Genomic DNA, 26,590 nt, shown 5'->3' on the forward strand with positions numbered 1-26,590 from the left:
TTTTTTGTAAAATTAAAGCGACTTAGGTGACTGATTATGGGACTTAAGTGGTTGGTTAAGTCACAAATCTGAAGGAGGAATGCCACGCATGGTTGGAAAAAATAATTGGCAGTTGCGCCGCGAAAAAGAGGCCAACACCATTACCCGTTACACGATCAAGAAATTAAGTTTTGGGGCCGCTTCGGTGGCCATCGGAGCCTTTTTGCTCTTTGGCCAAGCGCCGCGGGCCTTAGCAGCGGAAGAAGCCAAGGCAGCAGCACAGGCTGAGGTGGAGGAGGCCAGTTCTACCACGGACGAAGAGGCCTGGCAGGCGGAAGTGGCCGCCTTACTGGCTGACTTACAAGGAGACATGACGCCAAAAGCTTCGGAAACCGCGGGCGAAGCCGAGGCAGAAGATGCCCCGGAAACCTCAGCAGACGTTGAGGAAGAGCCGACTTCTCATGAGGAAGAAGCCACTTCAAACGAGGAAGAAGCCACTTCAAACGAGGAAGAAGCCGACAGCAAGGAAGCTGAGACGGTTGACCGCCTTGCTGGGGCGGAGCTTGCGACCGTGCAGCCGGCAGAAACGCCAGCTCCCCGGGTGGAAAAACTTGCCGGCCCAGAACGCTCCCTCAGGAAGCTTGCGGTTTTAAAAGACACAGCCACGGTGAGTCAAGCGGCCAAGGAAGCCGCCGTCCTCGAGGAAATTTTGGGTGAGCGGGCTTATTTGGCGACCCCAAAAAAAGTAACGGCCGCCACCGAAGCCGATACGATCATCCGTCCCAAAAATAAGGCCGAACGCCGGGAAGCGGCGGACACGCTGGCAGCTGAAGTGGAAAGCGACAAAACTTTCAACAACGATGTGCCCTTTTTGGATGAAACCTTTGGGGAAATAGAATTGAAACCGGGGACGCCCCGGCCGATTAAAAATAGCGTGCTGGAGTATGACGGGGTGGAACAAGACGGCCATGTCATCAAATTGAAGATGACGATTTTCCCGAGGGAGGGAGCCGCCCAACTCTGGGGAACCACCCCCAATGCGGAAAAATATGCGGGGCATTACGTCATCAGCTTCAACCATCCTGATTTCTATGAAAACATTGCTTCCATTGATACCGAACAAGCCAACGGGCCGGCGGGAGAAACTAAATGGAAGAAAAACAATAGCGGCCGCGATTGGCTCATGGAACTCAACAATGCGAACTTGGGCGCCGGCGTGATCGGTTCGCCACACAATTTCAATATCAAAATCACCTTAAAAGACCAAAAAACGCTGGGCAGCTTGGGCCTGTCGGAAACTCCGCTGAGCTTTACCGCTGGCATGGTCGCGGGGAAAGGGGCCAAAAACGACTACAATAAAGTCGTCAACGGGACCCTCATTAACGGCTGGATTCAGGAGAAAAACCCGAATAATCCGGACTTGAAGGACGGAAATTATGCCCCCCACCGGGTTGCCGGAGCAGTGGGCGATAACCGCTTTGCGGACGGACTCTTCACTGATAAGGGCGTGAGCCAGCAGGTTTACTATGACGAAAACTTGCATGCGATTGTCTCCCGCCACACCTTCACCCCGCCGCAAAATTTCCTGCAGTCGAACTACAACTGGCTCCTCTACGTGAAAGAGCGCATTCCTAAGGCCCTCCTGCCTTATATCGACCGGGATAATATTCTCCTTGGGGCGATGAATGACGAGAAGAATCCTTATCGCTGGAGCACGTCCATTGGGGGTAGCATTACGCCGCAGAAACTGACCATTGACGAGAATGGCCTGGTGGATTCCAGCCGGAACCCGAATATTTCCATCACGCAAACGGACAATTTGAGCCGAAAGGAACAAATTGCCGCGCTTGGGAAAGCACAGGGCGTTTTAAACGACAATGTTTTTGAAGGGACGCTGGGCCAGCCGCGTACCTATACGATTGTCTACCCCCTTATCGCGGGGAAATCGAAGGCGGATATCGGCCGCGAGCTGGCTAAAATTGCAGAAAAGCAGAACCAGCGTTTGCTCTTTGAATCCTGGCTGGAGTCGGACTTTGTCAACACGCCGCAAGGGGCCTTGAATGGAGCCACTCCTTATGCGGATAACGGCCAAGCCCATCAGCGCCTGCAAGGTTCTTACGCCAACTCCTTCTTCGACGCAAAGTACGAATTGGCCATGAGCCAGCTCTATGAACCCACTGTTGCCCCTGAAGAAATTCATGCCGGGCAAGCCATTGACCTGACGAATAATGTGACGGGTTATGTGGATGAAGCCGGGCAAGCTTACACCTTTAAGCCGGGAGAAGAGCCTAACATTGAGGATGTGACAGAAGAAGCCAAGCTGGCCGGGGACGATTCCTATGGCTATGACAACACGACACCAGGCACCTACAAGGGCGCCATCAAAGTGACCTATGCGGACGGCACGGTAGATGTGGTCGATGTATTGATCACTGTCACTGAAGCACCGCAAGAGCAATCCAGCCCCCCAAAAATTGATGCCCTGACGGCCGGTGAAGACGTGGTGACCGGTGCTGGGGTGGCCGGTGCGACAATTATTTTAACCACCCCCGCTGGCCAGCAAATGGAAACCACGGTGGATCAAAATGGCCGCTGGGCCGTGCCCTTAAAAGAGCCCTTGGTTGAAGCGGACCTCGTAAAAGTGGCCCAAGTGGAAGCTGGCAAGCAGGAAAGTAAGACTGTGACCGCCAAAGCCGCTCCCCAGGAGGAAAGTGCGAAACCGGCCTTTGACTTGCCCCAAGATGGCGACAAAGACATTACTGGGACTGGGATCGAAGGCGCGACGATTACGGTAACCAATGCCCAAGGCGAGCAACAAACGGCAACCGTCGTCAAGGGACATTGGCGCGTGACCTTTGACGAGCCGGTCAAAGCGGGCGAGAGCTTGCAGGCCACGCAAACAGAAGTGGGTAAGAAGGCTAGTGCCCAAGCTACCACCACAGTGGATGCGGCCAAGGTCCAAAACCAAAGTGCCCAGCCTACGCTAGATCCCCTAAAGGCCGGTGCGACAAGCGTGTCCGGCCACGGGGTACCGAGCGCGGAAGTGGTGACCGTCATTCTGCCCGGTGGTGAAGAGAAGAAGACGACCGTCAACGCTGACGGCACCTGGAGGGTCGACCTCGATCAGCCGCTAGAAGAAGGGCAAATGATTAAAGCCACGCAAACGGAAGCGGGAGAAGCCCCTAGTGACCCTGCTATTGGGACCGTTGCGCCCCAAGCTGTGAGTGTCAAACCAGGGGTGAACCCGCCGAGCGCTGGGGACACGGATCTGATCGGGACGGGGGTCGCCGGCGCCACCATCGAAGCCACGGTCGGTAACCAAACAAAGACAGCCACCGTGCGCAAGGATGGCCGCTGGGCGCTCACCTTTAATGAACCCATGCAGGAAGGCGAAGCAATCCGCATCACGCAAACCGAAACGGGCAAAAAGGAAAGTGCCGCGACGGAAAGTACGGTCACGAAAGCTGCCCTCTTGAACCAAAGTACCCAACCGACCCTAAACCGGCCACTGGAAGGCGAGCAAGAACTCAACGGGACGGGGGTGCCCGGCGCAACTATTACTGTCACCCTCCCCGATGGCCAAACGAAAGACGTCACCGTCCAAGACGACAAGACTTGGACGCTGACTTTGGATACGCCTTTAGTCGCGGAAGCCAAAATTTCCGCCACGCAAACCGAAAAAGGCGAGCGGGCGAGTGAGCCGATCACGCAAAAGGTGAAGGCCCAGGAAGTGAGTGCCAAGCCGGGGCTTGATACGCCGGACGAAAACGACACCTTCGTCAATGGGACCGGGGTGCCGGGTGCGACGATTACCCTCACCGACTCGAAAAATAAAACCTTTACGACAACCGTAGGCGCAGACGGCTACTGGCGTGTGCGGGTGGAGGATCCTTTCGCTGTGGGGGATACCATTCATGCCGTGCAAAGTGAAGCCGGCAAGAAGCCGAGTGGCGAAGCAGAGGCTACCGCTCAAGCAGTGACGCTTGCCAACGAATCCGCTGCTCCAGAAATTCATCCGCTCATGGAAGGGGCGACCGCCATTACCGGTTCCGGGATCGCGGGTGCGACCATTAAGCTCCAAGGCACAGACCTCACCACCACGGTCGATGCTGAAGGAAACTGGTCCCTCACCGTCCCGGAAGCCCTCCAAGCTGCGGACACTGTAACCGTCACCCAAACGCAAAAAGGCGAGCGGGAAAGCCAAGCCGTCACGGCCAGTGTCAAAGCCCAACCCGTCAGCCAAGCGCCAGCTATTAACAGTGCCCAAGCTGGCGACACCACCGTCAGCGGGAGTGGCGTTCCTGGCGCCAGCATTCAGCTGGAAGCGGCCGGGCAAACCTATACGACGACCGTTGATGAAGCGGGCAAGTGGTCTGTTGACGTTGCGCCTTTAACCGTGGGGGACTTGCTCACCGCCACCCAGCAAGGCGAGGGCAAGAAGGTCAGTGCGGCCACTGAGAGTACGGTGGTGAGCCAGCGCAAGCAAAATACCAGTGCCACGCCAACTTTAACCACGCCTGAAGAAAATAGCGATATCGTCTCCGGCCAAGGGGTGCCGGGGGCGACCATTACGGTAACTGCCCCCGATGGCAGCACGCAAACCGTCACGGTCAATGCGGATAGCTACTGGGCAGCCCGCCTGCCTAAAGCCCTCCAAGTGGGCGACGAGGTAGAGATTAGCCAAACCGAGCCGGGCGAGAAAGCAAGTCCTGTGGTGGCCGCCACCGCCATCGCTCAGCCTCAAGCCGGGGTTCCGGGCTTTGATACGCCCAAAGCGGGCGACAAGACGATCTCCGGGACCGGCCAAGTCGGGGCGAAAGTGACCGTTACCGACGACGAAGGGAACACTTATACCGATTGGGTGGACGCCCAGGGGAATTGGGCCATCCAAGTCAAACAGCCGGTCAAAGCAGGCCAGGAACTAACCGCCCGCCAAAGCGTGCCTGGCCAAAAAGACAGTGAGCTCGCCAGGGTCCAAGTGCAAGCCACTGCTGTCCAAAATGACAGTGCCCAACCCACGATCGATCCCCTCAAAGCCGGCGACACCACGGTAGCAGGCCACGGGATCGCTGGCTCCCAAGTCATTGTGGTGACCCTACCGGATGGGAAGACCGTGGAAACCACAGTCGATGAAAATAATCGCTGGTCCATTACGCTGGATAAACCTTTAGAAGCTGACCAGACCGTCAAAGCCACGCAAACTGAAATGGGGGCCAAGCCCAGTGAAGCTGTCAGTCGCACGGTGGAAGGCTTGGAAAAATCTCCCCAACCGGGCTTAAACACGCCCGAAGTCGGCAACCGCTTTGTCAGTGGCTCGGGGACCCCAGGGGCTAAGATTGTGGTCACCGACCCACAAGGTGAAACGTATGAAGCGACAGTCGATGAGACGGGCACTTGGCTGGTGCTTTTGGACGAAGCCTTAACAGAAGTGGGCCAAAAGCTCACCGCCACCCAGGAAATTGCTGGCCTAGCCCCAAGTGACACCGCCGAAACGACCGTCCAAGCCCAAACCCTCCAAGGGGAAAGTAGTCAGCCAACCATTGATCCCCTCGAAGCCGGCGATACGACCATTTCCGGAACGGGGATTGCTGGTTCAGAGATCAGTACCGTCATCGTCCAAACGGATGGGGAAACCTACACCGCCAAAGTCGATGAAAATGGACGTTGGCGCTTGACCCTGCCGGAAGGCGTTAGCTTAGCAGCCGGCCAAGCGGTCAGTGCCACCCAAACCGAACCTGGGAAAAAGGTCAGTGAAGCCACCGAAACGACCGTCCAAGCCAAAGCTGTTTCTGCCGTACCGGGCTTGAATGCGGTGGACAATGGCGACACCAAGATTACAGGGACCGGCCTGCCCGGCGCCAGCATTACCGTTAGCGCGCCAGGCCAAGACCCCGTCACTGTGGTGGTCGATGCGGACAGTAAATGGACCGCAGTGCTGCCTAAAGCAGTCGAAACGGATCAAGTCATCACCGCCCGCCAAACGGAGGACGACAAGGAGGCAAGCCCTCTGGCCACAACCACCGTCCAAGCGGCCGAATTGAATACCAGTGCCCAGCCCACGATCGACCCGATCACCGCGGGTGACACTAAGATTTCTGGCCAAGGGGTCCCCAATGCCGAAGTCATCACCGTCATCTTACCTGATAGCGAGCAGAAGACAGCGACGGTGGATGCCAATGGCCACTGGGAGGTCCAACTGGACACCCCTTTAGTTGAGGGGGAAAGCGTCGCGGCCACGCAAACCGAAGTCGGGGCCAAGCCTAGTGACGCCACCACAGCCGAAGTCAAGGCCCAGGAATTGAGCACGGAACCGAGCGTCAAGCGGCCGACCGCTGGTGAGGAAAGCCTGACCGGCAGCGGCCTAGCAGGCGCCACGATTACCATCACCAATGCCCAAGGTGAACAATTAGGCGAGACCACGGTTGACCAAGACGGCAATTGGCAGGTGGACCTCGGCCAACCTATCGCCGTGGGGGACACCTTTACCGTGACCCAAACGGAAGATGGCAAGCAGCCGAGCGCTCCTGTTACCACCGACGCGAAAGACGCCGCCAAGGCTACCAGCGCCGTACCGGTCGTCAAACCGATCGCAGCCGGCGCCACCACGGTGAGCGGGACCGGAGTCGTCGGCGCCACCATCACGGTCGAAGACCCAGATGGGAACAGCCATACCACGAAGGTCAGTGCAGACGGGACTTGGCAAGTGGACCTCGGCCAAGCCGCCCAAGCTGGCACCACCCTCACCGTCAGCCAACAAGAAGACGGCAAGAACCGTAGTAATGAGCTCACCGTCACGGTTCAGGAAGCTGACAAGGAAGAGGAAAGTGCCGAACCTACCGTTGAAGACGTCAAAGCTGGTGACAAAGTAGTTTCCGGTAAAGGGCAAGCCGGTGCCACCATCACGGTTAAAGATCCAGATGGTAACACCTACACAACCACTGTTGACCAAGATGGCAACTGGAGTGTGGACCTCCCTGAGGTGAAACAAGGTGAAGAACTCACCATTACCCAACAAGAAGACGGTAAAGCACCAACCTCTATCTCCACTACGGTTCAAGAAGCTGACAAGGAAGAGGAAAGTGCCGAACCTACCGTTGAGGACGTCAAAGCTGGTGACAAAGTAGTTTCCGGTAAAGGGCAAGCCGGTGCCACCATTACGGTTAAAGATCCAGATGGTAACACCTACACAACCACTGTTGACCAAGATGGCAACTGGAGTGTGGATCTTCCTGAAGTCAAACAAGGTGAAGAACTCACCATTACCCAACAAGAAGACGGTAAAGCACCAACCTCTATCTCCACTACGGTTCAAGAAGCCGATAAGGAAGAGGAAAGTGCCGAACCTACCGTTGAAGATGTCAAAGCTGGTGACAAGACCATCAGTGGTAAAGGGCAAGCCGGTGCCACCATTACGGTTAAAGATCCAGATGGTAACACCTACACGACAACAGTTGACCAAGATGGCAACTGGAGCGTTGATCTTCCTGAGGTGAAACAAGGTGAAGAACTCACCATCACCCAACAAGAAGAAGGCAAAGCACCTACTTCGATCTCTACTATGGTTCAAGAAGCTGACAAGGAAGAGGAAAGTGCTAAGCCAACGGTTGAGGACGTCAAAGCTGGTGACAAGACCATCAGTGGTAAAGGCCAAGCCGGTGCCACCATTACGGTTAAAGATCCAGATGGTAACACCTACACAACCACTGTTGACCAAGATGGCAACTGGAGTGTGGACCTTCCTGAGGTGAAACAAGGTGACAAACTTGAGATCACCCAACAAGAAGAAGGCAAAGCACCTACTTCGATCTCTACTATGGTTCAAGAAGCTGACAAGGAAGAGGAAAGTGCCGAACCTACCGTTGAGGATGTCAAAGCTGGTGACAAGACCATCAGTGGTAAAGGCCAAGCCGGTGCCACCATTACGGTTAAAGATCCAGATGGTAACACCTACACGACCACTGTTGACCAAGATGGCAACTGGAGCGTTGATCTTCCTGAGGTGAAACAAGGTGAAGAACTCACCATCACCCAACAAGAAGAAGGCAAAGCACCTACTTCGATCTCTACTATGGTTCAAGAAGCTGACAAGGAAGAGGAAAGTGCCGAACCTACCGTTGAAGACGTCAAAGCTGGTGACAAAGTAGTTTCCGGTAAAGGCCAAGCCGGTGCCACCATCACGGTTAAAGATCCAGATGGTAACACCTACACAACCACTGTTGACCAAGATGGCAACTGGAGTGTGGACCTCCCTGAGGTGAAACAAGGTGAAGAACTCACCATTACCCAACAAAAAGAAGGCAAAGAACCTGCTTCTACAACTGTCACGGTTCAAGAAGCCGATAAGGAAGAGGAAAGTGCTAAGCCAACGGTTGATGACATTAAAGCTGGTGACAAAGTAGTTTCCGGTAAAGGTCAAGCCGGTGCCACCATTACGGTTAAAGATCCAGATGGTAACACCTACACGACCACTGTTGACCAAGATGGCAACTGGAGTGTGGACCTCCCTGAGGTGAAACAAGGTGAAGAACTCACCATTACCCAACAAGAAGACGGTAAAGCACCAACCTCTATCTCCACTATGGTTCAAGAAGCTGACAAGGAAGAGGAAAGTGCCGAACCTACCGTTGAAGACGTCAAAGCTGGTGACAAAGTAGTTTCCGGTAAAGGCCAAGCCGGTGCCACCATTACGGTAACCGACCAAGATGGTAACACCTACACAACCACTGTTGACCAAGATGGCAACTGGAGCGTTGATCTTCCTGAGGTGAAACAAGGTGAAGAACTCACCATTACCCAAACGGAAGATGGTAAAGCACCAACCTCTATCTCCACTACGGTTCAAGAGTCTGACAAGGAAGAGGAAAGCGCCGAACCTACCGTTGAAGACGTCAAAGCTGGTGACAAGACCGTTTCTGGTAAAGGTGAAGTTGGCGCGACCATCACGGTCACCGACCAAAATGGCAAGACGCACACCACCACCGTCGACAAGGATGGCGATTGGAAGATCGACTTACCAAACGCAGTTGAAAAAGGCGATACATTAACGATCACCCAACAAGAAGAAGGCAAAGAACCTACTTCGATCTCAGCCACGGTTCAAGAGTCTGACAAGGAAGAGGAAAGTGCTAAACCAAGCGTTAAGCCGATCAAACCAGGCGACACCACCATTAGCGGGACGGGCCAAGCCGGCGCGGACATCGCTATTGTGGACGGCACGGGTCAAATTGATACCGGCCAAGTCGACGCCCAGGGGCAGTGGACCATTACCTTGCCCAAGCCGGTCGAACCAGGCGACCATTTGTCGATTACGCAAACCGAACACGGCAAAAAACCAAGTTCAGCCGTGAAAATCACGATTCCTGGTGTATTACCTGATGACGGGGACCAAGGTGGCTCAAGCAACCACCCTGGTTCTGGTGAAAATAAACCGACAGACCAGCCTGGAGCCGGTGAAAATGCCGGACAAAAACCGGGCTCAGGCAACGGAGCTCTTGGTGCGACAGATGCTACAGATAATTCCGCACCCGAAGCTTCAACAGCGGACACCCTCCCACAAACGAGCGCGACCGATGCTAACGCCGCTATCAGCGTCAGCCTCGGCCTGGCCCTCATGGGAATCGGTGGTGCGATCTTCCATTTAAAAGGCCGTAAAGAAAGTTAAATGGAAAAAACCAGGTATCGACGCAGGGATTCACGATACCCCGTCATAAAAAGCGTCTAGAAAAATCACTCTCCCCTAGACGCTAAAAGGCCCCGATCACTGACAGATGCCACAGTGGTCGGGGCTTTTTGCTTGCCCTCTTCTAGGCCCTTCAAGTCGGCACAGGCAGACAGTGTTAAAGCCCTAAAAAAACAGTGAACCTAAGGCCAAGGTTCACTGTTTTTCTTTTCGTCCGCTAGCCCAGTTTTTTGCGGGCGTTTCTTTTTCACCTGGGGCTCTGCTTCTCACGGCAGCTTTTCGCTTAGCGTAATTTCTGATTGATTTTTTGAATTTCTCGCTTCGTTTTGAGGTAGAGGACGAGCCAGATGAGCCCGTAGATGATCAAGAAGCTGACCACAAAACTCAAGAAAGCGCCAAGATTGAGCGGAAACCAGCCGGCTAAAACACCCAGGCCCAGGTAAGGGACAAAGAGGGCGAGCAGGTGCTTGAGAGTGCGATAAGTGAGGGGGCGACGTTCACTGGGCTGGAAGAGGGCACTCACGATTTCCGCCCAGACCCCCATGACGCACCAGAGAACGAAGGAGTAGAGCAGGGCGCCGACGACGGATGTATGGCTCGTCAGCCATTGGCCAACAGCGCTGGTGGGATTGGTCGGATAATAGGTGGGGCTTTGGGCGAGGACGTTATAGGCCAGGGAAATCAGCAGGCCGAAGTTACCGCCCAGACTGCCACTGAGTAATAATTTTTTTGCCGAGATTTTCATAAACCAACACGCTCCTTAATGCTTTGAACAAAGTGACGGGAACAATAAGTGACATCGCCATTTTTCAGGGTGAGGGCAATGAGACCATTAGCTAATAATTCTAGGGAGGCCAGCTGGTGGACATTGATACCTTCACTCTTATTGATTTGAACGAAGGCATAAGGGGCCAGGCTGAGGGCCTCATAGAGGGGACGGTGGAGGGTAAGATTCTGGCCGTTTTGGAGCTTGAGCGAGAGCTTGCGGTTCTCAACGACGATGCGGCAGACCTCCTCCCAAACAACGGGGTAATAGCTTCCCGCTCGCTCACCCACAAGGGGTTTCCTTTGCAAAGTTTTTTGGCAGGCAGCAAGCATTTCTCTGACTTCTGGGGTTAGCTCTTGGGCTTGAATGATCACTTCAGGTTCGCTGGGACAGTGATGAGCAATTTTCAGCTTAATTTTCATGGGAGCACCTCCTTCACTTTGATCATAGCAGGCTTTACATCAAAAAAATACCCCCTTGGACTGACTCGGGGACTGGGTTGTCCAAGTGGGGGTTTTCGGGGTTTTAGTGGTGCCTTAATGCTGACGCTCTTGGCCGGCACAGACCAGCAAGGCCGCAAACGAGTCGAAACGTGTCTGCTTTTGGGTCCAGGCATTCAAGTCGGCTTCTGGCCAGTCTTTGAGGGCTTCAATATCGACTAGGCCTAACTGGGCGGCGAGATCCGCTTGTGAGGCATAGGCGGTGTGGTCTTGCAGGAAGGTATTGGTCAAGAGATTGGCTAAGGGCACGTTCCTCAGCTGGTGAATATCAACTTCCGGCTGGCTGCTAGCAGGCTTTGGCCCCAGCCAGCGCTCAAAAAAGTCGGTTGATTCTTGAATTTTGTCTTTATCAAATTTAAACGCCATCGTATTCCTCCTTGGGGGCAAGCTTTTCTCCATTATAGCACGTTCATTTTCCCAAGCAAAAAGTGGCCAATGAAAAATCATGAAAAAAGAGGTTAATTTCGCAATTCTCCTGTCAATCGCAAATGACTTTGTCCGAAAAATACGCAATTTTGCTTACACTTTTTTGGGTGAAAAAGCTAGCGCGCTTCGCTTGCTTTACACTCAGAAATGGAACGAACTCCACGAAAAGATCAATTCAATTTTTTTACCCAATTAAACCTGAGGTAGATTTTTTTCACACTCAAGCGGGTCGTTCATTCCATTTCTGAGCGTTTTATACATTATTCTCTCAGAACGGTTTGTTTTTTACGAAAGAGATAATAATTTTGAATGCGCCAAGGATGAGTGAGGGGTGGAATATAAGGTTTTCGCTGTTTCCTTTCAGGAACTTGATCCAGCTCCTTGGAGTAGCGTTCATGTGGTGGGATAGCCTCTAATCGATATAATTGATTCGCATGATTAGCGAATAATTCTTGTTGGTAAGTTTCAATAATTTGAACTCGAGTGCGATGGGGAAGATAGGCCTGTTGGCCGTTTTGATCAAGTAAGCGATACGTTTTATTTTTGTATTTAATGGCGTGACCGTGATCGATGACTCGCTCATTAAAAATAGCTAGAATATAATCGAGATTTTGACTAGAATCTAGATCTACGCACGCGTTTATGCTATCCTTAATGGACAATGCGAACTGATGATTATACGTTGGAAGGTATGCCATTAGGAAAGCATTGGCTTGTTCAACGCACGTAATATTTTCCAGGCGCATTTCGTTAATTAATCGATCTTGGAAGGTATTAAACAGACGTTCAATACGGCCTTTGGCTTGAGGAATACTGGTCGTATCCAGCGCAATGCCCAGCGTTTGACAAGCATAACCATATTGAGTCAGGACTCCACCGTCAAGATTGGGGTCTTGGCTTTTTTTATAAGCGAAGATCGTTCGATTATCGGTTAAAATGCGGACGGGAATGCCATATTGTTGAATAAATTGTTCCGTGACTTGATAGTAGCCTCGTAAGGTTTCTTGTCGATCGAAATAAGCCCCCACAACTTGACCTGTGGCGTCATCAATAGCCGCATGAAGGTGATATTTCTGATCACCAAACCAGCGGTGTTCGGAAGCATCCATTTGGAAAAGCTCGCCAAAATATTTTTTTCGTTCACGGGTGGGATGAGCACGTTCGGCTGGAATAAGAGGAATAGAATTGCAGGTATCTTCTGCACGGGAAGACGTTGATAAGGGCGTCTTTTTTTGTTTTTCGCGTTCTTTTTGAATTTGACGCTTCACTTTTCGGCTGGTTCTGGGCGTCATGATGAGATGGTCGCGAAATAGTGTCCGTAAGGTCGTGTAAGAGACCCCAATCCCTTCAAAGGCGAGTAACTTTTCACGAAAATGCGTCAGATTAAACCCCTCATATTTAGTTTGATAGAGTTCGATGATACGTTCTTTCACTGATGCGGCAATGGTTGTCGTCGGTTGTCGACCTGCATTGCCATGGCGGAAACCTCGGCGACCTTGGGTCTGATAACGACACACCAGCCGCTGAACTTGTCTCGCGCTGAGGTTTAATTTGGCACAAGCTCGAGCTTTTGAAATACGGTCATTCACTAGATCTTTAATCACGTCGTAGCGATACTGTTCATTCACGGTTAAATACTCCTTCATATCTTGATCCTCCATAAACTAATAATTATTATTTTACCAGTTTATGGACATTTTCATTTGTTAATTAAGTAGACAATATCATTTGTGAATGACAAAAAAGAGGTTAATTTCGCAATTCTCCTTGCTTTATTATTATTTTCTGCTAGAGTAAATGTGAATGCGCATTCTATAGCTGCTACGATAGGTTTTGAGGAGGAGAAAAGGATGAAAAAGATACGAAGAATATTTGCTTTCTGGGCCATCCTCTGGGTGGCAATGACCGGCATCGTTCAGGCGGCGACCTCTTATCCTGCTGGGGGGATTTGGAAGAAGGGAGTGAATCCCACCGGTTCTTACTCGCATTACTACCATGAGACACGGCGACATTCAGCCACAGTCTCTCATCCGGTTGATGGCTCTAATCGTGTCGTCAGAAATGCAGACGTTTGGGCGAAGGCCAATAATTATTTGCGATATTCTGGCTGTAGTTTCTATTACAATGTTATGTAAGTTAGGGGGAGGGCAACCTCCCCTGGGAAATAGGAGGTAGCCAGATGAAAAAAATGCTGATCTTTTTCTTGTCCCTGCTGTCCTTGCTATTGACTGCTGCCCTCATTTTTCAAACGAATGCCACTGAAAACCGCCGCCTACAAAATATTGAAATGACTTCCCAAGGCACGCATTTTTATATTAGTGATAGTGACCGTCCCCTATCAGCTTCCCTCGCTTTTTTGACTCAATTATCTGAGCAGTATGAAGCCTCCATCGTCAAAACAAGTACCGAAGAGGTGCAGGGCAAGCTGACGCTCATTAAGGCCGGCATTTATGCGCCCACGTACTATACGGAGGCAAAACCCCCTTTAGCGCAAGGCAGCTACCCGAAAGCAGCGGGCGAATTTTTGGCGACTTTTGAAACGCAAGCCCCAAAACAAACGGGACGTCTTCGGGATCTTTTTCATGATTTGCCGGTCATGATGGTTGACTTAGCGACCTATAGTCAAACGCACCAAGATGAGAGTAGTAATGGGCAATATGCTCTCATTGCTCCCTTGGACCAGCATGAAAAGATTTTCCAAGAGCTTGCTGATTTTTTTGAGACGGATGCACATAGCTTACAGCAAGCCACCAGTGGGCAGACCTATGATTCAGGCACGCTTTTCTTTTTAACATTGGTTTTGCTGGGCTTAGTATTTGCGCTTTACTTGCTACTGAGTGCCTTTTATCCCATTTCAGAACTGGAAGATATTGGCGTCATGAAATTGCTTGGCTTTAAGGAACGAGATATTTGGCTCGCTTTAAATCGCTCGATTTTGCTTTGGCCCATTATTATTTACCTCCTGACTTTACCCTTGCAAGCGCTCTTTATTCCAGACGCCTCTCTGCCGTTTTTTTTCTGGCAAGGCCTAGGAATGGCACTTTTCTTCCTATTGACCTTTGTCCTGTCGGTTGTGATGTTGGCTTTTATTCGGCGGTATCATTTGCTTCATATCCTGAAGCATTTCTTCAATGCTCGCTTGCCGATTATTGTTTCTTATACGGTTAAATTTGGCGTCCTCCTCGCCTTGATTGGCATCTTACCGCAAACGATTCGAGCGCTGGATGACCTTCATGCTTATCAAGAAGCCGAAGCGCAGTTTCTTAAACGTCGTGATCAAATGACTTTGAGTCGAGTCCATTATGGCAGCGCTAATCTTCCCATGGACCACCCCGATTCGTTGGAATATAAAATGGGACAATTCTTTCAGGAAGTCGAACAAACCGCTCAAGCGACCTTCCTCAGTATTCAAACTCTGAATAGCCAGGAGGGGCGCTTGCCTGATCAGCCTATTTTTCTCTTGGAAGGCAATGAACAGTATTTACAGGCGACAGGCCTCCATAAAGCTATCCCAGACCCAGAGGAGACAGATGAGAATGCACTCACTTACTATGTTCCCCAAGCATTGATGGCTCAGCAGCCCCTCCTTCTCGCTTGGCTTAAGGAGCGTGTCGCAAACAATAGTCCCACCCGGCAAGAAGAGCCCACGATCAAGCTCATCCCTTATGAAGAGACGACGCCTCCCATTTTTGCTGAGGATATGGACTTGCTGGAGCAAGGTGTGACCTTTATTCAAAATCCGATCATCCACCGATTATCGCCAAGTGAAATTCAAAATTCGTCTTATTTATTGACGAACACGGGGACCGCTAATCCCATGCGCATCCAGAAAACACCCGAGCATGAACGTGCCATTGCCCAAGCCATTCAAAAGTTTGCTCTTGAAAATTTTCAACTGGAATTTTTGCCGATTGCAGATGGGGAGGTCAGGGCTGGCTTACAAATTGCGCGCTTCAATATTGTTGTTTGGCTGGGAATCATTGGCTTGACATTTTTCTTGAGCTGGTTAGCCTCTTACTATATTTTTACCCTCATTGCCATTTTGCAAAAGCAAGAAATGTTGGTGAAACGCCTGCTGGGCTTTACACTCTGGGCACGATATCGAGCCGATATTTTGTTGATGGTCTTGCTCTATGGCTTAGGCTTGGTTGAAACCCTCCTTTTAGCCCGTGATGGACGTGTTTTTATCCTATATGGACTCGTAATTATTGTTGATGCCTTACTATTAGGCTACTTTTTGTGGCGCGAGGACCAAACGCAGCTCGTCCCCGCCTTGAAGGGAGAACGTTAATGAGAACGATTGAACTGAGCCATTTACACAAGCAATTTGGGGACCATGTGATTTTCGAAGATTTTTCCCTCGTAGTCGAACAGGCGGAAATGCTGGCAGTGGTTGGGCCTTCTGGCTGCGGAAAATCGACCTTATTAAATATTCTAGGTTTGATCGAAAGCTACGATGATGGGCAGTATCACCTCTTTGGCCAGGAGGCTCCTCAGGTGAATACCCAGGCCGCTAATCAGCTGATCCGCCAGCACATTGCCTTTCTGTTTCAAAATTTTGCCCTCATTGACCATGAAACCGTTGCTTATAATCTAAAATTGGCTATGAAATACGCTGGCCTCAGCGCTAAGGAGCAGGAAACGGCGATTGCCAAGGCCCTAGAGACCGTTGGCCTTAGCGGTTATGAACAAAATAAAATCTATACGTGTTCGGGCGGGCAGCAACAGCGGATCGCCTTAGCGCGTTGTATGGTGAAGCCCTGTGATTTAATTCTGGCGGATGAGCCGACAGGGTCGGTCGATCAAGGGAATCGTGACCGAATTATCCAGAGCCTGAAAATTCTGCAAGCAATGGGGAAAACAATTCTGCTCGTTTCTCATGATCCAGCGGTTGCAAAGCAATGTGATCGGGAGGTTCATATTGGGCCGGCGCCAAAAACGGAGGACGCCTCCTATGCTTAAGATTGGCGTCTTGGGTGAGCGTTCTGCCTTTCCCTCGCAATTTTTTGCGGCCTTGACCCAGTCTCTCCTTGCCTTTGGCTTAGCTTACCAGCTTCATGATAATCACTCCTTTGAAGAGGAAGAGAAGGTTGGGTCAGAGGTTGATTTGCTACTGCTGCCAAAAACAGGGACAGGGGCTCCGTTTTTAACAAGACCCATAAAACAGCAGCCTAGCCCAGCCTTTCTTTGGCTAAAAGATCGGCATCATGACTGGGGTTCGAGCCTTCGAATGAGACAAAAAGGAATATTTATTCTCCCTCCCAGCAGCTGGAATTGGCATTTGCGTCCCCAATTAAGGCAGGCCCTCCTCTATTTGAGTGGCCAGCCTAACTTTTCCTGGTATTTTACTCACAGGGGTTGGCTGACCTTTACCCTTTCTGACATCGTTTACATCATGTCTGATAGCCCACGGGTCTATGTTTATTGGCAAGACCAGACCGTGCACTATTTTTACGGGCAACTCGCCCACTTCCTAAAAGTCGTTGGAAACGTGCTATTTTTTCAGTGCCATGGCAGTTATTTAGTCAATAAAACCTATATGGTAGGCTTTGACCAGCATGACGTCATCTTGCGCTCTGGTCAGCGCCTCCCCATCAGTCGTCGCTACCGTTCCGTCCTTGAAGACTGGTGGCCAAAAGAAGCACGCTAAGGCAAGCTGGGCATCGCTTTTCACCTCATTTGTTTACATCAGGTTAACTTCCCTTGACTTCCTTATCGAACATGTGTACGATATGAGGTGAAAGGAGGTCAAGAAAAACAAGAACAGCGAGTCAAGGAGGGAGAACATGTACCAGCGAACGACCTATTTTTTGCGGCGGGATAAGGCATTGGGGGATTTCACGATGGTGCACAATCACTATATCCATAACCCCAATCTCAGTTTCAAGGCCAAGGGGCTGATGACGTACTTGCTCAGCCTGCCGGACAATTGGAACATCGTACAAAAAGAAATTCTAACCCATGCGACGGATGGTGCCCATGCCGTGCGGACGGCCTTTCAGGAGTTGATCCAGGCTCATTACCTCTGGCGCCTGCCTGTATATGACCGTCGGCGGATTGCCTATTGGCTGACTGTGGTATGCGAGTACCCTGAGCGCGATTTGGAGGCCATGCTCAAACGCTTGCGCCTTAAAATGGGGCCGTCCTTGGTGACGACAGAGATGTTGGCCTACCTGGCCTTATTAAATTCGGAGGACTTGGCTAAAGGACGCCTGGCACCAAAAGGCCACTTTCCGAACATACGTTCTAAACGTTCAAAAAAAGCAAGCCTGCGCTTGCTGCAAGGGGATGCAGAAGCCCAGGAAAAATTGCAAGCGCTCGACCAACATCAGGAGCAAGAGGGCTAACTTGTGCACAGCTGGCTGGGGATAAATTCGCTTTGTGGAGAAGTCTGTGTGGATAAAAAGAGCAAAATTCCGATACGACAGGCTTTTTACTGGGACTTATCCCCAAAAAGGCCAACTTATGCCCAGGTAAACTGTGGATAAGTTGTGGACAAGGCGAAAATTAGCGCTCATGCTCCTAAAAATGAAGGTTGAGCGCCCAAAAGCAAGTTGTTAAGAAACTATTTGTGGATAATCGCCCCCTATGAAGACGAAGAGTACTAAGACTGATTTGTAATTAGAACCATAGTTCAATTCAGTGGGGGCAAGAAGGAGGTTTTCAATGGATTTAGCATGTTTACAGGCCGATCAGCTGCTGCGTCAGTTTGAGAAGTTGATCCACTACACCTTGGTGCGGGCGGGTGTGGGGCAAGAGGAGGCAAGGTATGAGGATTTAGCCCAGGAGTTACGCTGCCAATTACTATTGCTGGCGAAACGTTTTACGGGGGAGCCCTTAGGCGTCGATCGCTATCGCTTTACCGCCCTCGCCAAGCAGGCCCTCTACCATAAGCTCATCGATCTCTTGCGCCAGGCGCCCCGAGGGGAGATTTTGACGGCGGATTTTTTTCTCTATGACGCTGGTGAAGGGGCAACGTGTGGCTGGCGACCCTTTCTAAAGGCAGCCTGCAAACGCCTCTCAGCGGCTGATTATACCTTTCTCTGCCAGGTGATTGCCTGTGAGAGTTGGGTAAGCTTAGCTAAGGATTTGGGTATTTCCACCCAGGCCTTGTATGAGCGGCGCTGCCGTCTGCGCAGGAAACTGGCGGATTTAAAAACGTGGCTAGAAATTTAAAGGGGGATGCGGACACGATGGGGTCCGCATTTTTAAGGCCTTGCTGGCTTGTCCTATTAGCCAGTAGCGAGCGGTATTTTGCAGGGTTTTGGCGGTTCGGCTTGGTTAACTGTCCCGAGGGCTAAGGAGGCATATTTTTATTTTTCGTAGCCAGGTAGGCTAGCTTTTAAAAGTCTGCCAGGGGCTTGACCTCCCCCCCTTTTCAAGCTTCTGTTAAAAAGCCCCTTGACGTTTAAGCTCCCTCGCTCGTCCTTAGGAGTAAGCGCGCTGAAACACAAAGGAGGGATTGCCATGAAGGCATTTAAGGATGGACGTTTACGTTTAGTGACCAAAAATTTGGAGACTGGTGAGCGGGGGAGTGTCACCCTTAGCCAGCTGAAGGAAGGGGCGGCCGCCGAGCAAATGCTGCAGGTGAAGGAAGCTTTGGCGCCTTTACTAGAGCAGGAAGTCTTAGAAGTACAAGTGGCCGAAACCTATCTCGTGGCCTAGGAGGGGTTTAGATGAAGAAAACTTTTGAATTATTGTTTAAAGACGAGGCTGAACGCACCAAGAAAATCACGCTCAGTCAACCCAAGGCAGGCATTACCGAAGCGGAAGCTCAAAGCACACTGGCAGCCTTCTTGGCGACGGATATTTTCCTGAATGATGAAGGCTTAAAGCCCTATGCTAAAGCCGTGGGGGCGCGTTATGTGACCCGCAATGTGGAGGATATCTACGTGGCCCAAGATGAAGCCGTAGCTTAGATGTTGTGGCCTGGGGCAACCTGGGCCTTTTCTAACTTTAATGTTTAGAGAGGAGGCAGGTCAATGCTATTAAAAATTGGGGCCTGGTCCGGGGCTTGCTTGTCAATCTTGGCTTTAGGGCAGCAGCTGCTCACTTTAGTCCGAAAAATTCAAGCCGTCCTAGACCGACTCACCCAAGTCGAAGTCCTGCAGGAGCGCCTGCTTGAAGACATGGCAGCCCTCAACGCCGGGCTAAAACGCTTTGAAATGGAGCGGCAAGACCGGCTTCAGGCCGAACGCCGCCTGGACAAGCACCTGCAAGGTTTGGGTCTGGCGGTGGAGGAAATGGCCGCCGAGGTGGAGGAGTTGAAGCAGTATGCGCATGTCGAATGCGGTGTATGATCGCTTGAAATGGCTGGCCTTGATTGGCTTGCCAGCGGTCGCTGTTTTATTGCAAGGCCTGGGGGAATTGTACAGCCTACCCCTGACGGAGGAATGGGTAGGCACCGTGAATTTACTGGCGGTATTTTTGGGCAGCCTACTCCAACTCTCCAGCCAGCATTACCGAGGAGGTGGCGGACATGGCGTCCCAAATTCTACAAAAAGCTAGGCAATATCTTGGTGTGATTCAAGGCAGCCAGCGGCACCGGGCACTCGTGGCAGCTTACCGGCGCGTGAAGCCTTGGCCACGGGGTTACGGGGTTAAGGTGGGCGATGATTGGTGTGATATTTTTGTCACCGTGGTTTTTGACCAGTGCCACTTGAGTCATTTGATCGGGCGCGAGTGTGGGGTCGAGCGCCACGTCCGGCTGATGAAGCAAAAGGGCATCTGGCTAGGCCGCAAGCCCGCCCGTCCCGGCGATGTGATTGTTTTCGACTGGCAGGCGAACGGCTGGGCAGACCACATTGGCCTCGTGGAAAAGATTCAGGGCTCGCAAATTCAAACCATTGAAGGCAATAGCCAATGTCAAGTACGGCGAAAATGCTATACCCATACCGATTGGCGGATTAAGGGGCTTGCGCGCCCGGCCTACCGGCTGGAAGAAGCCCTGACAGCCACTCCCCTAAAAGCTTACAGCATCATCGCTCGGGAAGTTCAAGCTGGCCAGTGGGGGCAAGGAGCGGAACGGATCCGACGCTTAGAAGCAGCCAGCTATAAGCCCCAGCAAATTCAAAGCCTCGTCAACCAAGCTGTCTGGGGGCTGCCGAAAAAAATCCGAGTCCACAACGATGCCCAGCGCTGGCAAACCGGTCAAGCCATTGCCCCTTGGGTCAAAGGACAAACTTACCCCGTCGCCAGTGTCAAAAAAGTGAACGGCCAGCTCGCCTACCTCTTGCATGCCCAAAATGTTCCCGTCGGCTGGCTCTGGGCCAAAGACGGAGAATGCGTGGATCATTAAACTTTTGTTCGATAAAAACGAACACCCCGTCAGAAGCGCACCTCCCATTTATTTTTGCAGAAAGCTTGTTAAATCAAGCTTTTTCTTTTTGCCTTAAGGAGAAAAAATGCCATTTCCCCACCAGCAGGATAGAAAGGAAGGGAACGCCGGGGAGAGGGAGCGGTGAGTTCAACTAAAGGAAGGTTCTGGTCTAAAACCAGGTTCCTCCTTTAGTGAAGTGGAAGTCCTAACTACCGAGTTGACCGGACGAGAAATATTTTGGGAGAAAATATTTACTTCTCAGGTGACGCAGGGGAAGCGAAAGCGGGAGCGGAGATGGATGTTACAGCGCCCCCTTTGGCTCCCTCTTAAGGAAGGGCAAAAAAGGATTAAGTCTCCAGTTAAATTAGAAGTTGTATGACATAGGTTTGACAACTCTAGACATACCCTCTATAAAAATGTTAAATAAGTATTGTTTTTTTTTTTTTTTTATTGTGGTATAATTCCATACAAATGATGTAACGGTTTACAAAAAAGGATGGCGTTGCTTAATATGCCTGATCATTCTTTTGGCAAGGGTGTTCAAAACCCTACCCATCTGGTTAGAGGAGGCCCATCTGTGGCGGAGGGGCAGATGATCTTGAAGCGATGAAGGATGTACTAGCTTTTGAAGAGATTATTCTATAACTGTTAGGAGAATGAAAAGTGAGAAAATTGCGAACAATGGGTCTGCTTTCAGCTGGCTTGCTCAGCACACAAGTTATTTTAGCGCTTATCTTTCAACTTTTAGCTATTTTGCTCCCTTTTTTTGAAGGTGAGATTATTAATGCTATCACCATTGACCGTTCGATCAGCAAATTTTATATGGTCGTTGCCTGCTTAGTTTTTTTAGGTTTGGTTAAACTCATTTCTTCTTATTTTAGTAATCGCATTCATTATGTGAAATTAACAGATTTTTCTTATCAGGTTCAAGAACATTTCATAAAAAGGCTGACTGAGGTGGAGGGAGAGAATATTCGCTCTATCGAAGGCGCCTACTTGCATACGCGCATCGCTGGCGATATTGATACTGTTTTTGGAATGCTATATAGTGCCCTCCCAGAAGCCTGTGGGCATTTATTATTAATTGGTGGGGTCATGATTGTGATTTATGCCATCATGCCTGCTATTGCTCTCGTTTTTTTAGGCCTTTGTCTTATTTATACACTCGTCTATGCCTGCAGTCGAGAGAAACTTTACACCAATTTTCATTGGGTGAGGGAGTGCCGCGATCGCTATTTCTCCAAGCTCAACTCTATATTTAATCGCCTGTTTGCGATCAAGGGTAAGCAAAATTTGGGCACTGAGCTCAACTTTGTTCATGATGATAAAGCAACGGCTATGCAGGCAATTGAAAAAGATTTTATTTTGAATTTTAGGCTGTCAAGTTTCAAAGTAGTGGTCATCATGCTTGCCCAAATGACATGCTTTATTTTGGGAGGACAGGCCGTGATTCAGCAGGATTTAACCATTGGCCACTTTGTTATTTTAACGCAATACTTCGCACTGCTGATCGCAAGTATTGAGTTTTTCTTTAATCTTTCGGTGAGTATTCAAGAGTTTAAGGTTGCCCAAGGCCGGTTGGGAGATGTTTTTGCCCTACCTCTAGAAAGGGTGACGTCCAAGCAAACGCTGGGAAGAATTAGGCAGATTGAGATCGATGCGATAGCTCCCTTTAACGACTTTCATCTGAGCTTGGGTTTGGGGCAGTGTGCGGTGTTGACTGGGGAAAATGGAGCTGGGAAAACGACCCTCATCCTCTCCTTATTAAGCCTGCTTCAACCCCAAGAAGGGCTAGCAATCAAGTGGAATGGCATCGACCACCAGCAGCTTGACATGGCGGCCATCCGTGCCCAGCACCTGTCTCTCATGTTTCAGCAGGAAGAGCTGGCCGATATTTCTCTGGCGCGTTATTTTTGCACCTATCAAAACCAGTGTAAGGCCCTGGGCTTGCTTGACGAATATTGGAAGCGACTAGAGTATTTTGAAGAGCACTTTTTGGACTTCAGGGGGAAGGAAGAGCAGCGTGTTCAGGAGTTATCGGGCGGAGAGAGGCAGTGTTTTGGCATTTTATTGACCCTGCTCAAAGTTCAGAGTTCAGTTTTGATTTTTGACGAACCTTTCTCTAATTTAGCCGAGCCCTTAGCTTGGGGAATCTTTTCTTATCTAAAACGCCTCGCCAAGGAACAGGGACTGCTGGTCTTGGTCATTAGTCACGACCGACAAATCATTAAAAGATCAGATTTGGTGTATACCCTTAACATGATGGAAAGGGAAAAATGAAACTATTTTAAACGATCTATTGCGGCGTCAGGCTAGCTGGCAGTACGATCTGGTGAGTCCTTCCTGAGGGTGAAGGAGAATAAAGGAGAAGCTTTGCGGTGAATCGCTGGGCTTCTCTTTTTATTTCCAGCAGCTCCAGGCCAGAAGAGCAGCGCTCGACTTCCCTAGATGAGACTCCAGATGAGGAAGGCTAAAGATTTAAGGCTGTTTAACCATAACGAGAGCTCATCCTTAACATCGCTTTTTCTCTTACTTTATGGATCCCTAGCTTGCCTCGCATTGTCCTTTTGCCTTACTTTCCGATAAAATGAAGGTAGACTTAGACGAAGCCAGGCCTAGACACTCTAAATAGACTGCTAAAAAGCCGTCGTACACGGCTTGTCCAAGCTTTTTGACAAGGAAAGTGGGCCTTGTCCAAGACTTTTGGTCGACGTTTTGGCGTCAAGAAGGTAGTCTAAGGCTGAAAGGAGGAGCCAATGGAAATTTCAGAACAACTGCGGGAGGCCAGAAAGCAAACCAACCTCACGCAGGCTGACGTGGCGGCAGCGATTCATGTGTCGCGGCAGACGGTCTCCAATTGGGAAACTGGTAAATTTTACCCAGACATCATGAGTGTGGTAGCGTTGAGCGACCTGTACGGCGTCAGTTTGGACGTTTTGCTGAAGGGAGACGACGCATTAATGAAACACTTAGAAGATAGCACCAACACCGTTAAAGTCAACAGGCAACTCATCTGGGCCATCGTCTTGCATTTTATCTTGGTGGCCTTACTCTTGGCTCTACAGGCTTTTATCCCTGCCAATTCTTACTACTTAGTGGGCATTTTCTGCCTGATGGTCGTGACCTCGGGCCTGTTGCTTTACCAATTGATCCAGAATTTTTAGGAGGTTTTCGCCATGGATTCGACTCTACTCATTCGCCTCGCCTGCTTGGCCATGCTCTTGGTTGCCGGCCTGACCTGTGCCTACCAAATTTACCAGCTCGTTAAATTCGATGCCAAGGCGCGCGGCCTCAAACGTCCCAAACTCTGGGGAGCCTTCGCTGCTAGCGGTCAAGGGAGCGGCGGCCTCCTGCTTTACTTCATGTATCGGCGCCGCCATCCTCGTCGTGACCTCGCCCAAGCTGAGGCCCAAGCCGAAGCCCGCTCGAAAAAAATAGCCAGCCTCTGCTTATTGCTCATAACCATCGCCGGCATCGTAGCCATCATCACTTTGTTTGCCTAAGCCTTCTGGCGCCTCTCCCTGCAAAGAGGCGCCTCTTTTTAATTCTTGTTCGATCAAATCGAACAGCCCGGCAAAAGGGCACTTGGCCAATATTTTTAGCAAAAGCCCGTCAAATCAAGCTTTTAAAAAAAGGGAAAGCGTCAAAAAGTGTCCTTTCGCCCTAGGGCGGGTACAAAGGCTTTTTTTGAGCGAACAAACTAGCGAACACGCGAGGGAGTTGAAAATGGACTTTGAAGTGGAGCTGGGGTAGCGGCCAGCAGCGAGAGGTTTCCTTCACATTTTAAGCGGTGACGTTCCTCGCCCGCTAGCCGGCATCAGTGATTTAATAAAAAATTTAGCTGGCGCTAAAAGTCCTTTTTTACTGGTTTTCAGGGGAAAAAGGGCGCGAGGTTGCTTTTGTCATTCCCCCCAGAACACGGTATAATAAGTTGATATGAGATGATTAGGGGGAATCGGAATGCCAGGCATTGGTTTTGATAATGAAATTTACCTCAAGGAACAGTCCGCCAAAATTTTTGAGCGGGTGGCAGGCAAGGACAAGCTTTATGTGGAATTCGGCGGGAAATTGCTAGGGGATAAGCATGCGAAACGTGTGCTACCAGGCTTTGACGAGGACATCAAGCTCAAGCTCCTCAGTAAAATTAAGGACAAGTCGGAATTGATCATTTGCGTTTTCGCCGGTGACATTGAGCAAAATAAAATGCGCAGCGACTACGGGATTACTTACGATCAAGAGGTCTTGCGGCTGCTGGGGGAATATGCCGACCGTGGGATTCGCGTCAATTCGGTGCTTTTGACACGCTACGAGGGGCAGAAGGCCGCCCTGATTTTCAAAAACAAGTTGGAACGCATGGGGGTCGCTGTGTATACGCACGGTAAAATTCCAGGCTACCCGACGGACGTGGAGGTGCTCTTTGGCGAGCAAGGCTTTGCGAAGAATGCCTACATTGAAACCGAGCAGCCCATTGTCATTGTGACCGGCCCGGGAGCGGGCTCGGGGAAACTCGCCACCTGCCTCAGCCAGCTCTACCACGAGCACGAGCAGGGCATTTTAGCAGGCTATGCGAAGTTTGAGACTTTTCCGGTGTGGAATTTGCCCCTCAAACACCCGGTGAATGTGGCCTATGAGGCGGCCACCGTGGACATCCAGGATGCTAACGTCATCGACTCCTACCACTACGAGGCCTACAACAAGCTCGCCATCAATTACAATCGCGACGTGCAGATGTTCCCGGTCATTCGACGGATTTTAAGCACCATCACTGGCGAACCCTGCCCCTATCAGTCCCCAACCGATATGGGCGTCAACTGCGTCAAAGCCGGTATCACGGACGACAAGCTCGTTCGCGCCGCTGCCCAGCAGGAGATTATCCGCCGCTTCTTCGACGTGGAAGTCGACTATAAAGAAGGCAGCCTCAATGACGACGCCCGCGCCCGCATGCACCTCTTAATGGAGGAGAGTGGGTTGAGGCCTACCGATCGCGCGGTTGTTAACGTCGCCCATACTTACGAGGCCAGCCTCAAGGAACGCTACCAGGATGACAGCCGGCAAGCCGTTTTGGCCATCGAATTACCAGACGGCCAACAGGTGACCGGTCGCACCAGCGACTTGATGGACGCCTCCTCGGCAGCTTTGATGAATGCCTTAAAAACCTTGGCCGGCGTTGGCGACCAGATCGACCTCCTCGCCCCCATGGTCTTAGAGGCCATCCAGGATCTCAAGCTCCAGCAGCTCCATAAAAAAGCCAGCACGCTGTCCCTAGACGAATTGATGATTGCCCTGTCCATCAGTGCCCTCACCAATCCCACAGCTAAACTGGCCTACCACTGCCTCTCCCAACTCGCTAACGCCGAAGCCCATTCCACCGTCATCCTCTCCAAGCAAAACCAGCAAACCCTCAAACAACTCGGCATCAACATCACCCAGGAACCCCACTATCCGGAAAGGAATTAAAGGCTTGGCAGATGGACGTTGACGCTCCACTTCAAGCCCTCACCCTTCCCCCTTTATTAATTCTCCGTAAATATTTTGTGGCTGAGCCTGTTTTTTCCTAGGCTTATGGTATATTTGAGGCAGATATGACAAGCCGAATTTTTGAAATGAGGTGTGGTGATGGTGAAGCCAAGTGTGCCCCAGCTGACGCTTAAGGAGGCGCTATGTGACCCGAGGCGGCTGTTTGACCTGGCGGCGGAGTACGACGAGGTGGCCATTGTCGATGACGAGGACGGGCACTGCCAGTATGTGCTCTATGCGCCCGAAAAAATCGACGGCGTGGACCAGGAATGTGACAAGCACCTGCAGAAGCACTGGCAGGCCTACCGAACATTATCGGATTCGGAATTTGATGGCTAAAGAAAAAGGGGCTGGGAAAAAACTCAGTCTCAGAATATAAAAAACGCATCAATTTATTTCGAAAA

22 protein-coding genes are annotated in these 26,590 nt (G+C 50.8%); 18 read left to right on the plus strand and 4 right to left on the minus strand.

Translation table 11 applies throughout. The features are described from left to right. Window positions 1–88 precede the first annotated feature (88 nt). Window positions 89–9,640 carry an Ig-like domain-containing protein gene (locus WF803_RS04745; protein ID WP_489610403.1) on the plus strand — a complete coding sequence of 3,184 codons (9,552 nt, stop codon included), beginning with the start codon at window positions 89–91 and terminating at the stop codon, window positions 9,638–9,640. Window positions 9,641–9,941: 301 nt separating this feature from the next. Here the strand turns inward: WF803_RS04745 and WF803_RS04750 are convergent, their stop codons facing one another. The 4 genes from WF803_RS04750 to WF803_RS04765 all read right to left on the minus strand — a co-directional run bounded on the left by WF803_RS04750 (window position 9,942) and on the right by WF803_RS04765 (window position 12,996). After that, window positions 9,942–10,403 (minus strand): DUF3021 domain-containing protein, encoded by a 462-nt coding sequence (locus WF803_RS04750; RefSeq protein WP_489610404.1) that lies wholly within the window; start codon window positions 10,401–10,403, stop codon window positions 9,942–9,944. Continuing rightward, the gene (locus tag WF803_RS04755) at window positions 10,400–10,846 is read right to left on the minus strand and encodes a LytTR family DNA-binding domain-containing protein (RefSeq protein WP_489610405.1); all 447 of its coding nucleotides are present in this window, start codon (window positions 10,844–10,846) and stop codon (window positions 10,400–10,402) included. Before WF803_RS04755 ends, WF803_RS04750 begins: the two co-directional genes overlap by 4 nt. A gap of 114 nt (window positions 10,847–10,960) precedes the next feature. Further along, entirely contained in the window at window positions 10,961–11,290 is a 330-nt protein-coding gene (locus WF803_RS04760; protein WP_489610406.1) for a hypothetical protein, read from the minus strand. A 320-nt stretch (window positions 11,291–11,610) separates the two neighbouring features. Continuing rightward, window positions 11,611–12,996 (minus strand): ISNCY family transposase, encoded by a 1,386-nt coding sequence (locus WF803_RS04765; RefSeq protein WP_489611892.1) that lies wholly within the window; start codon window positions 12,994–12,996, stop codon window positions 11,611–11,613. 204 nt (window positions 12,997–13,200) lie between these two features. Between WF803_RS04765 and WF803_RS04770 the strand changes: the two genes are divergently transcribed. The 17 genes from WF803_RS04770 (at window position 13,201) to WF803_RS04850 (ending at window position 26,525) form a co-directional block, all read left to right on the plus strand. Beyond that, window positions 13,201–13,485, plus strand: coding sequence for a lactococcin 972 family bacteriocin (locus WF803_RS04770; protein WP_489610407.1), 285 nt, complete (start codon window positions 13,201–13,203; stop codon window positions 13,483–13,485). Window positions 13,486–13,529: 44 nt separating this feature from the next. Then, window positions 13,530–15,641 carry a hypothetical protein gene (locus tag WF803_RS04775; protein WP_489610408.1) on the plus strand — a complete coding sequence of 704 codons (2,112 nt, stop codon included), beginning with the start codon at window positions 13,530–13,532 and terminating at the stop codon, window positions 15,639–15,641. Continuing rightward, window positions 15,641–16,312, plus strand: coding sequence for an ABC transporter ATP-binding protein (locus tag WF803_RS04780; protein ID WP_489610409.1), 672 nt, complete (start codon window positions 15,641–15,643; stop codon window positions 16,310–16,312). Before WF803_RS04775 ends, WF803_RS04780 begins: the two co-directional genes overlap by 1 nt. Continuing rightward, window positions 16,305–17,000 carry a LytR/AlgR family response regulator transcription factor gene (locus WF803_RS04785; RefSeq protein WP_489610410.1) on the plus strand — a complete coding sequence of 232 codons (696 nt, stop codon included), beginning with the start codon at window positions 16,305–16,307 and terminating at the stop codon, window positions 16,998–17,000. Before WF803_RS04780 ends, WF803_RS04785 begins: the two co-directional genes overlap by 8 nt. Window positions 17,001–17,136: 136 nt before the next feature. Then, entirely contained in the window at window positions 17,137–17,697 is a 561-nt protein-coding gene (locus WF803_RS04790; RefSeq protein WP_489610411.1) for a hypothetical protein, read from the plus strand. A gap of 319 nt (window positions 17,698–18,016) precedes the next feature. Beyond that, complete coding sequence (locus WF803_RS04795; RefSeq protein WP_489610412.1) at window positions 18,017–18,526, plus strand: sigma-70 RNA polymerase sigma factor region 4 domain-containing protein; 510 nt, start codon at window positions 18,017–18,019, stop codon at window positions 18,524–18,526. A gap of 291 nt (window positions 18,527–18,817) precedes the next feature. Beyond that, complete coding sequence (locus WF803_RS04800) at window positions 18,818–19,015, plus strand: DUF1659 domain-containing protein (RefSeq protein WP_489610413.1); 198 nt, start codon at window positions 18,818–18,820, stop codon at window positions 19,013–19,015. Window positions 19,016–19,026: 11 nt separating this feature from the next. After that, entirely contained in the window at window positions 19,027–19,269 is a 243-nt protein-coding gene (locus tag WF803_RS04805) for a DUF2922 domain-containing protein (RefSeq protein ID WP_489610414.1), read from the plus strand. Between the two features lie 63 nt (window positions 19,270–19,332). Next, window positions 19,333–19,650, plus strand: a complete 318-nt coding sequence (locus WF803_RS04810) for a hypothetical protein (protein WP_489610415.1) — start codon at window positions 19,333–19,335, stop codon at window positions 19,648–19,650. After that, a complete protein-coding gene (locus WF803_RS04815; protein ID WP_489610416.1) occupies window positions 19,625–19,858 on the plus strand; it encodes a phage holin in 234 nt (77 codons plus the stop codon). Before WF803_RS04810 ends, WF803_RS04815 begins: the two co-directional genes overlap by 26 nt. Continuing rightward, window positions 19,830–20,648: a CHAP domain-containing protein gene (locus tag WF803_RS04820; RefSeq protein WP_489610417.1), complete on the plus strand. Its 819-nt coding sequence runs from the start codon at window positions 19,830–19,832 to the stop codon at window positions 20,646–20,648. Before WF803_RS04815 ends, WF803_RS04820 begins: the two co-directional genes overlap by 29 nt. A 684-nt stretch (window positions 20,649–21,332) precedes the next feature. Next, the gene (locus tag WF803_RS04825) at window positions 21,333–22,949 is read left to right on the plus strand and encodes an ATP-binding cassette domain-containing protein (RefSeq protein ID WP_489610418.1); all 1,617 of its coding nucleotides are present in this window, start codon (window positions 21,333–21,335) and stop codon (window positions 22,947–22,949) included. Between the two features lie 476 nt (window positions 22,950–23,425). Next, entirely contained in the window at window positions 23,426–23,833 is a 408-nt protein-coding gene (locus WF803_RS04830; RefSeq protein ID WP_489610419.1) for a helix-turn-helix transcriptional regulator, read from the plus strand. Window positions 23,834–23,845: 12 nt separating this feature from the next. Then, complete coding sequence (locus WF803_RS04835) at window positions 23,846–24,172, plus strand: hypothetical protein (protein ID WP_489610420.1); 327 nt, start codon at window positions 23,846–23,848, stop codon at window positions 24,170–24,172. 82 nt (window positions 24,173–24,254) lie between these two features. Further along, complete coding sequence (locus tag WF803_RS04840; protein ID WP_489610421.1) at window positions 24,255–24,422, plus strand: hypothetical protein; 168 nt, start codon at window positions 24,255–24,257, stop codon at window positions 24,420–24,422. A gap of 207 nt (window positions 24,423–24,629) precedes the next feature. Next, on the plus strand, window positions 24,630–26,126 hold the full coding sequence (locus tag WF803_RS04845; protein WP_489610422.1) for a DUF1846 domain-containing protein: 1,497 nt from the start codon (window positions 24,630–24,632) through the stop codon (window positions 26,124–26,126). A gap of 249 nt (window positions 26,127–26,375) precedes the next feature. Beyond that, window positions 26,376–26,525 (plus strand): hypothetical protein, encoded by a 150-nt coding sequence (locus WF803_RS04850; RefSeq protein WP_489610423.1) that lies wholly within the window; start codon window positions 26,376–26,378, stop codon window positions 26,523–26,525. The last annotated feature ends 65 nt before the right edge of the window (window positions 26,526–26,590 follow it).

This window comes from Aerococcus sp. BD502 (assembly GCF_057919555.1).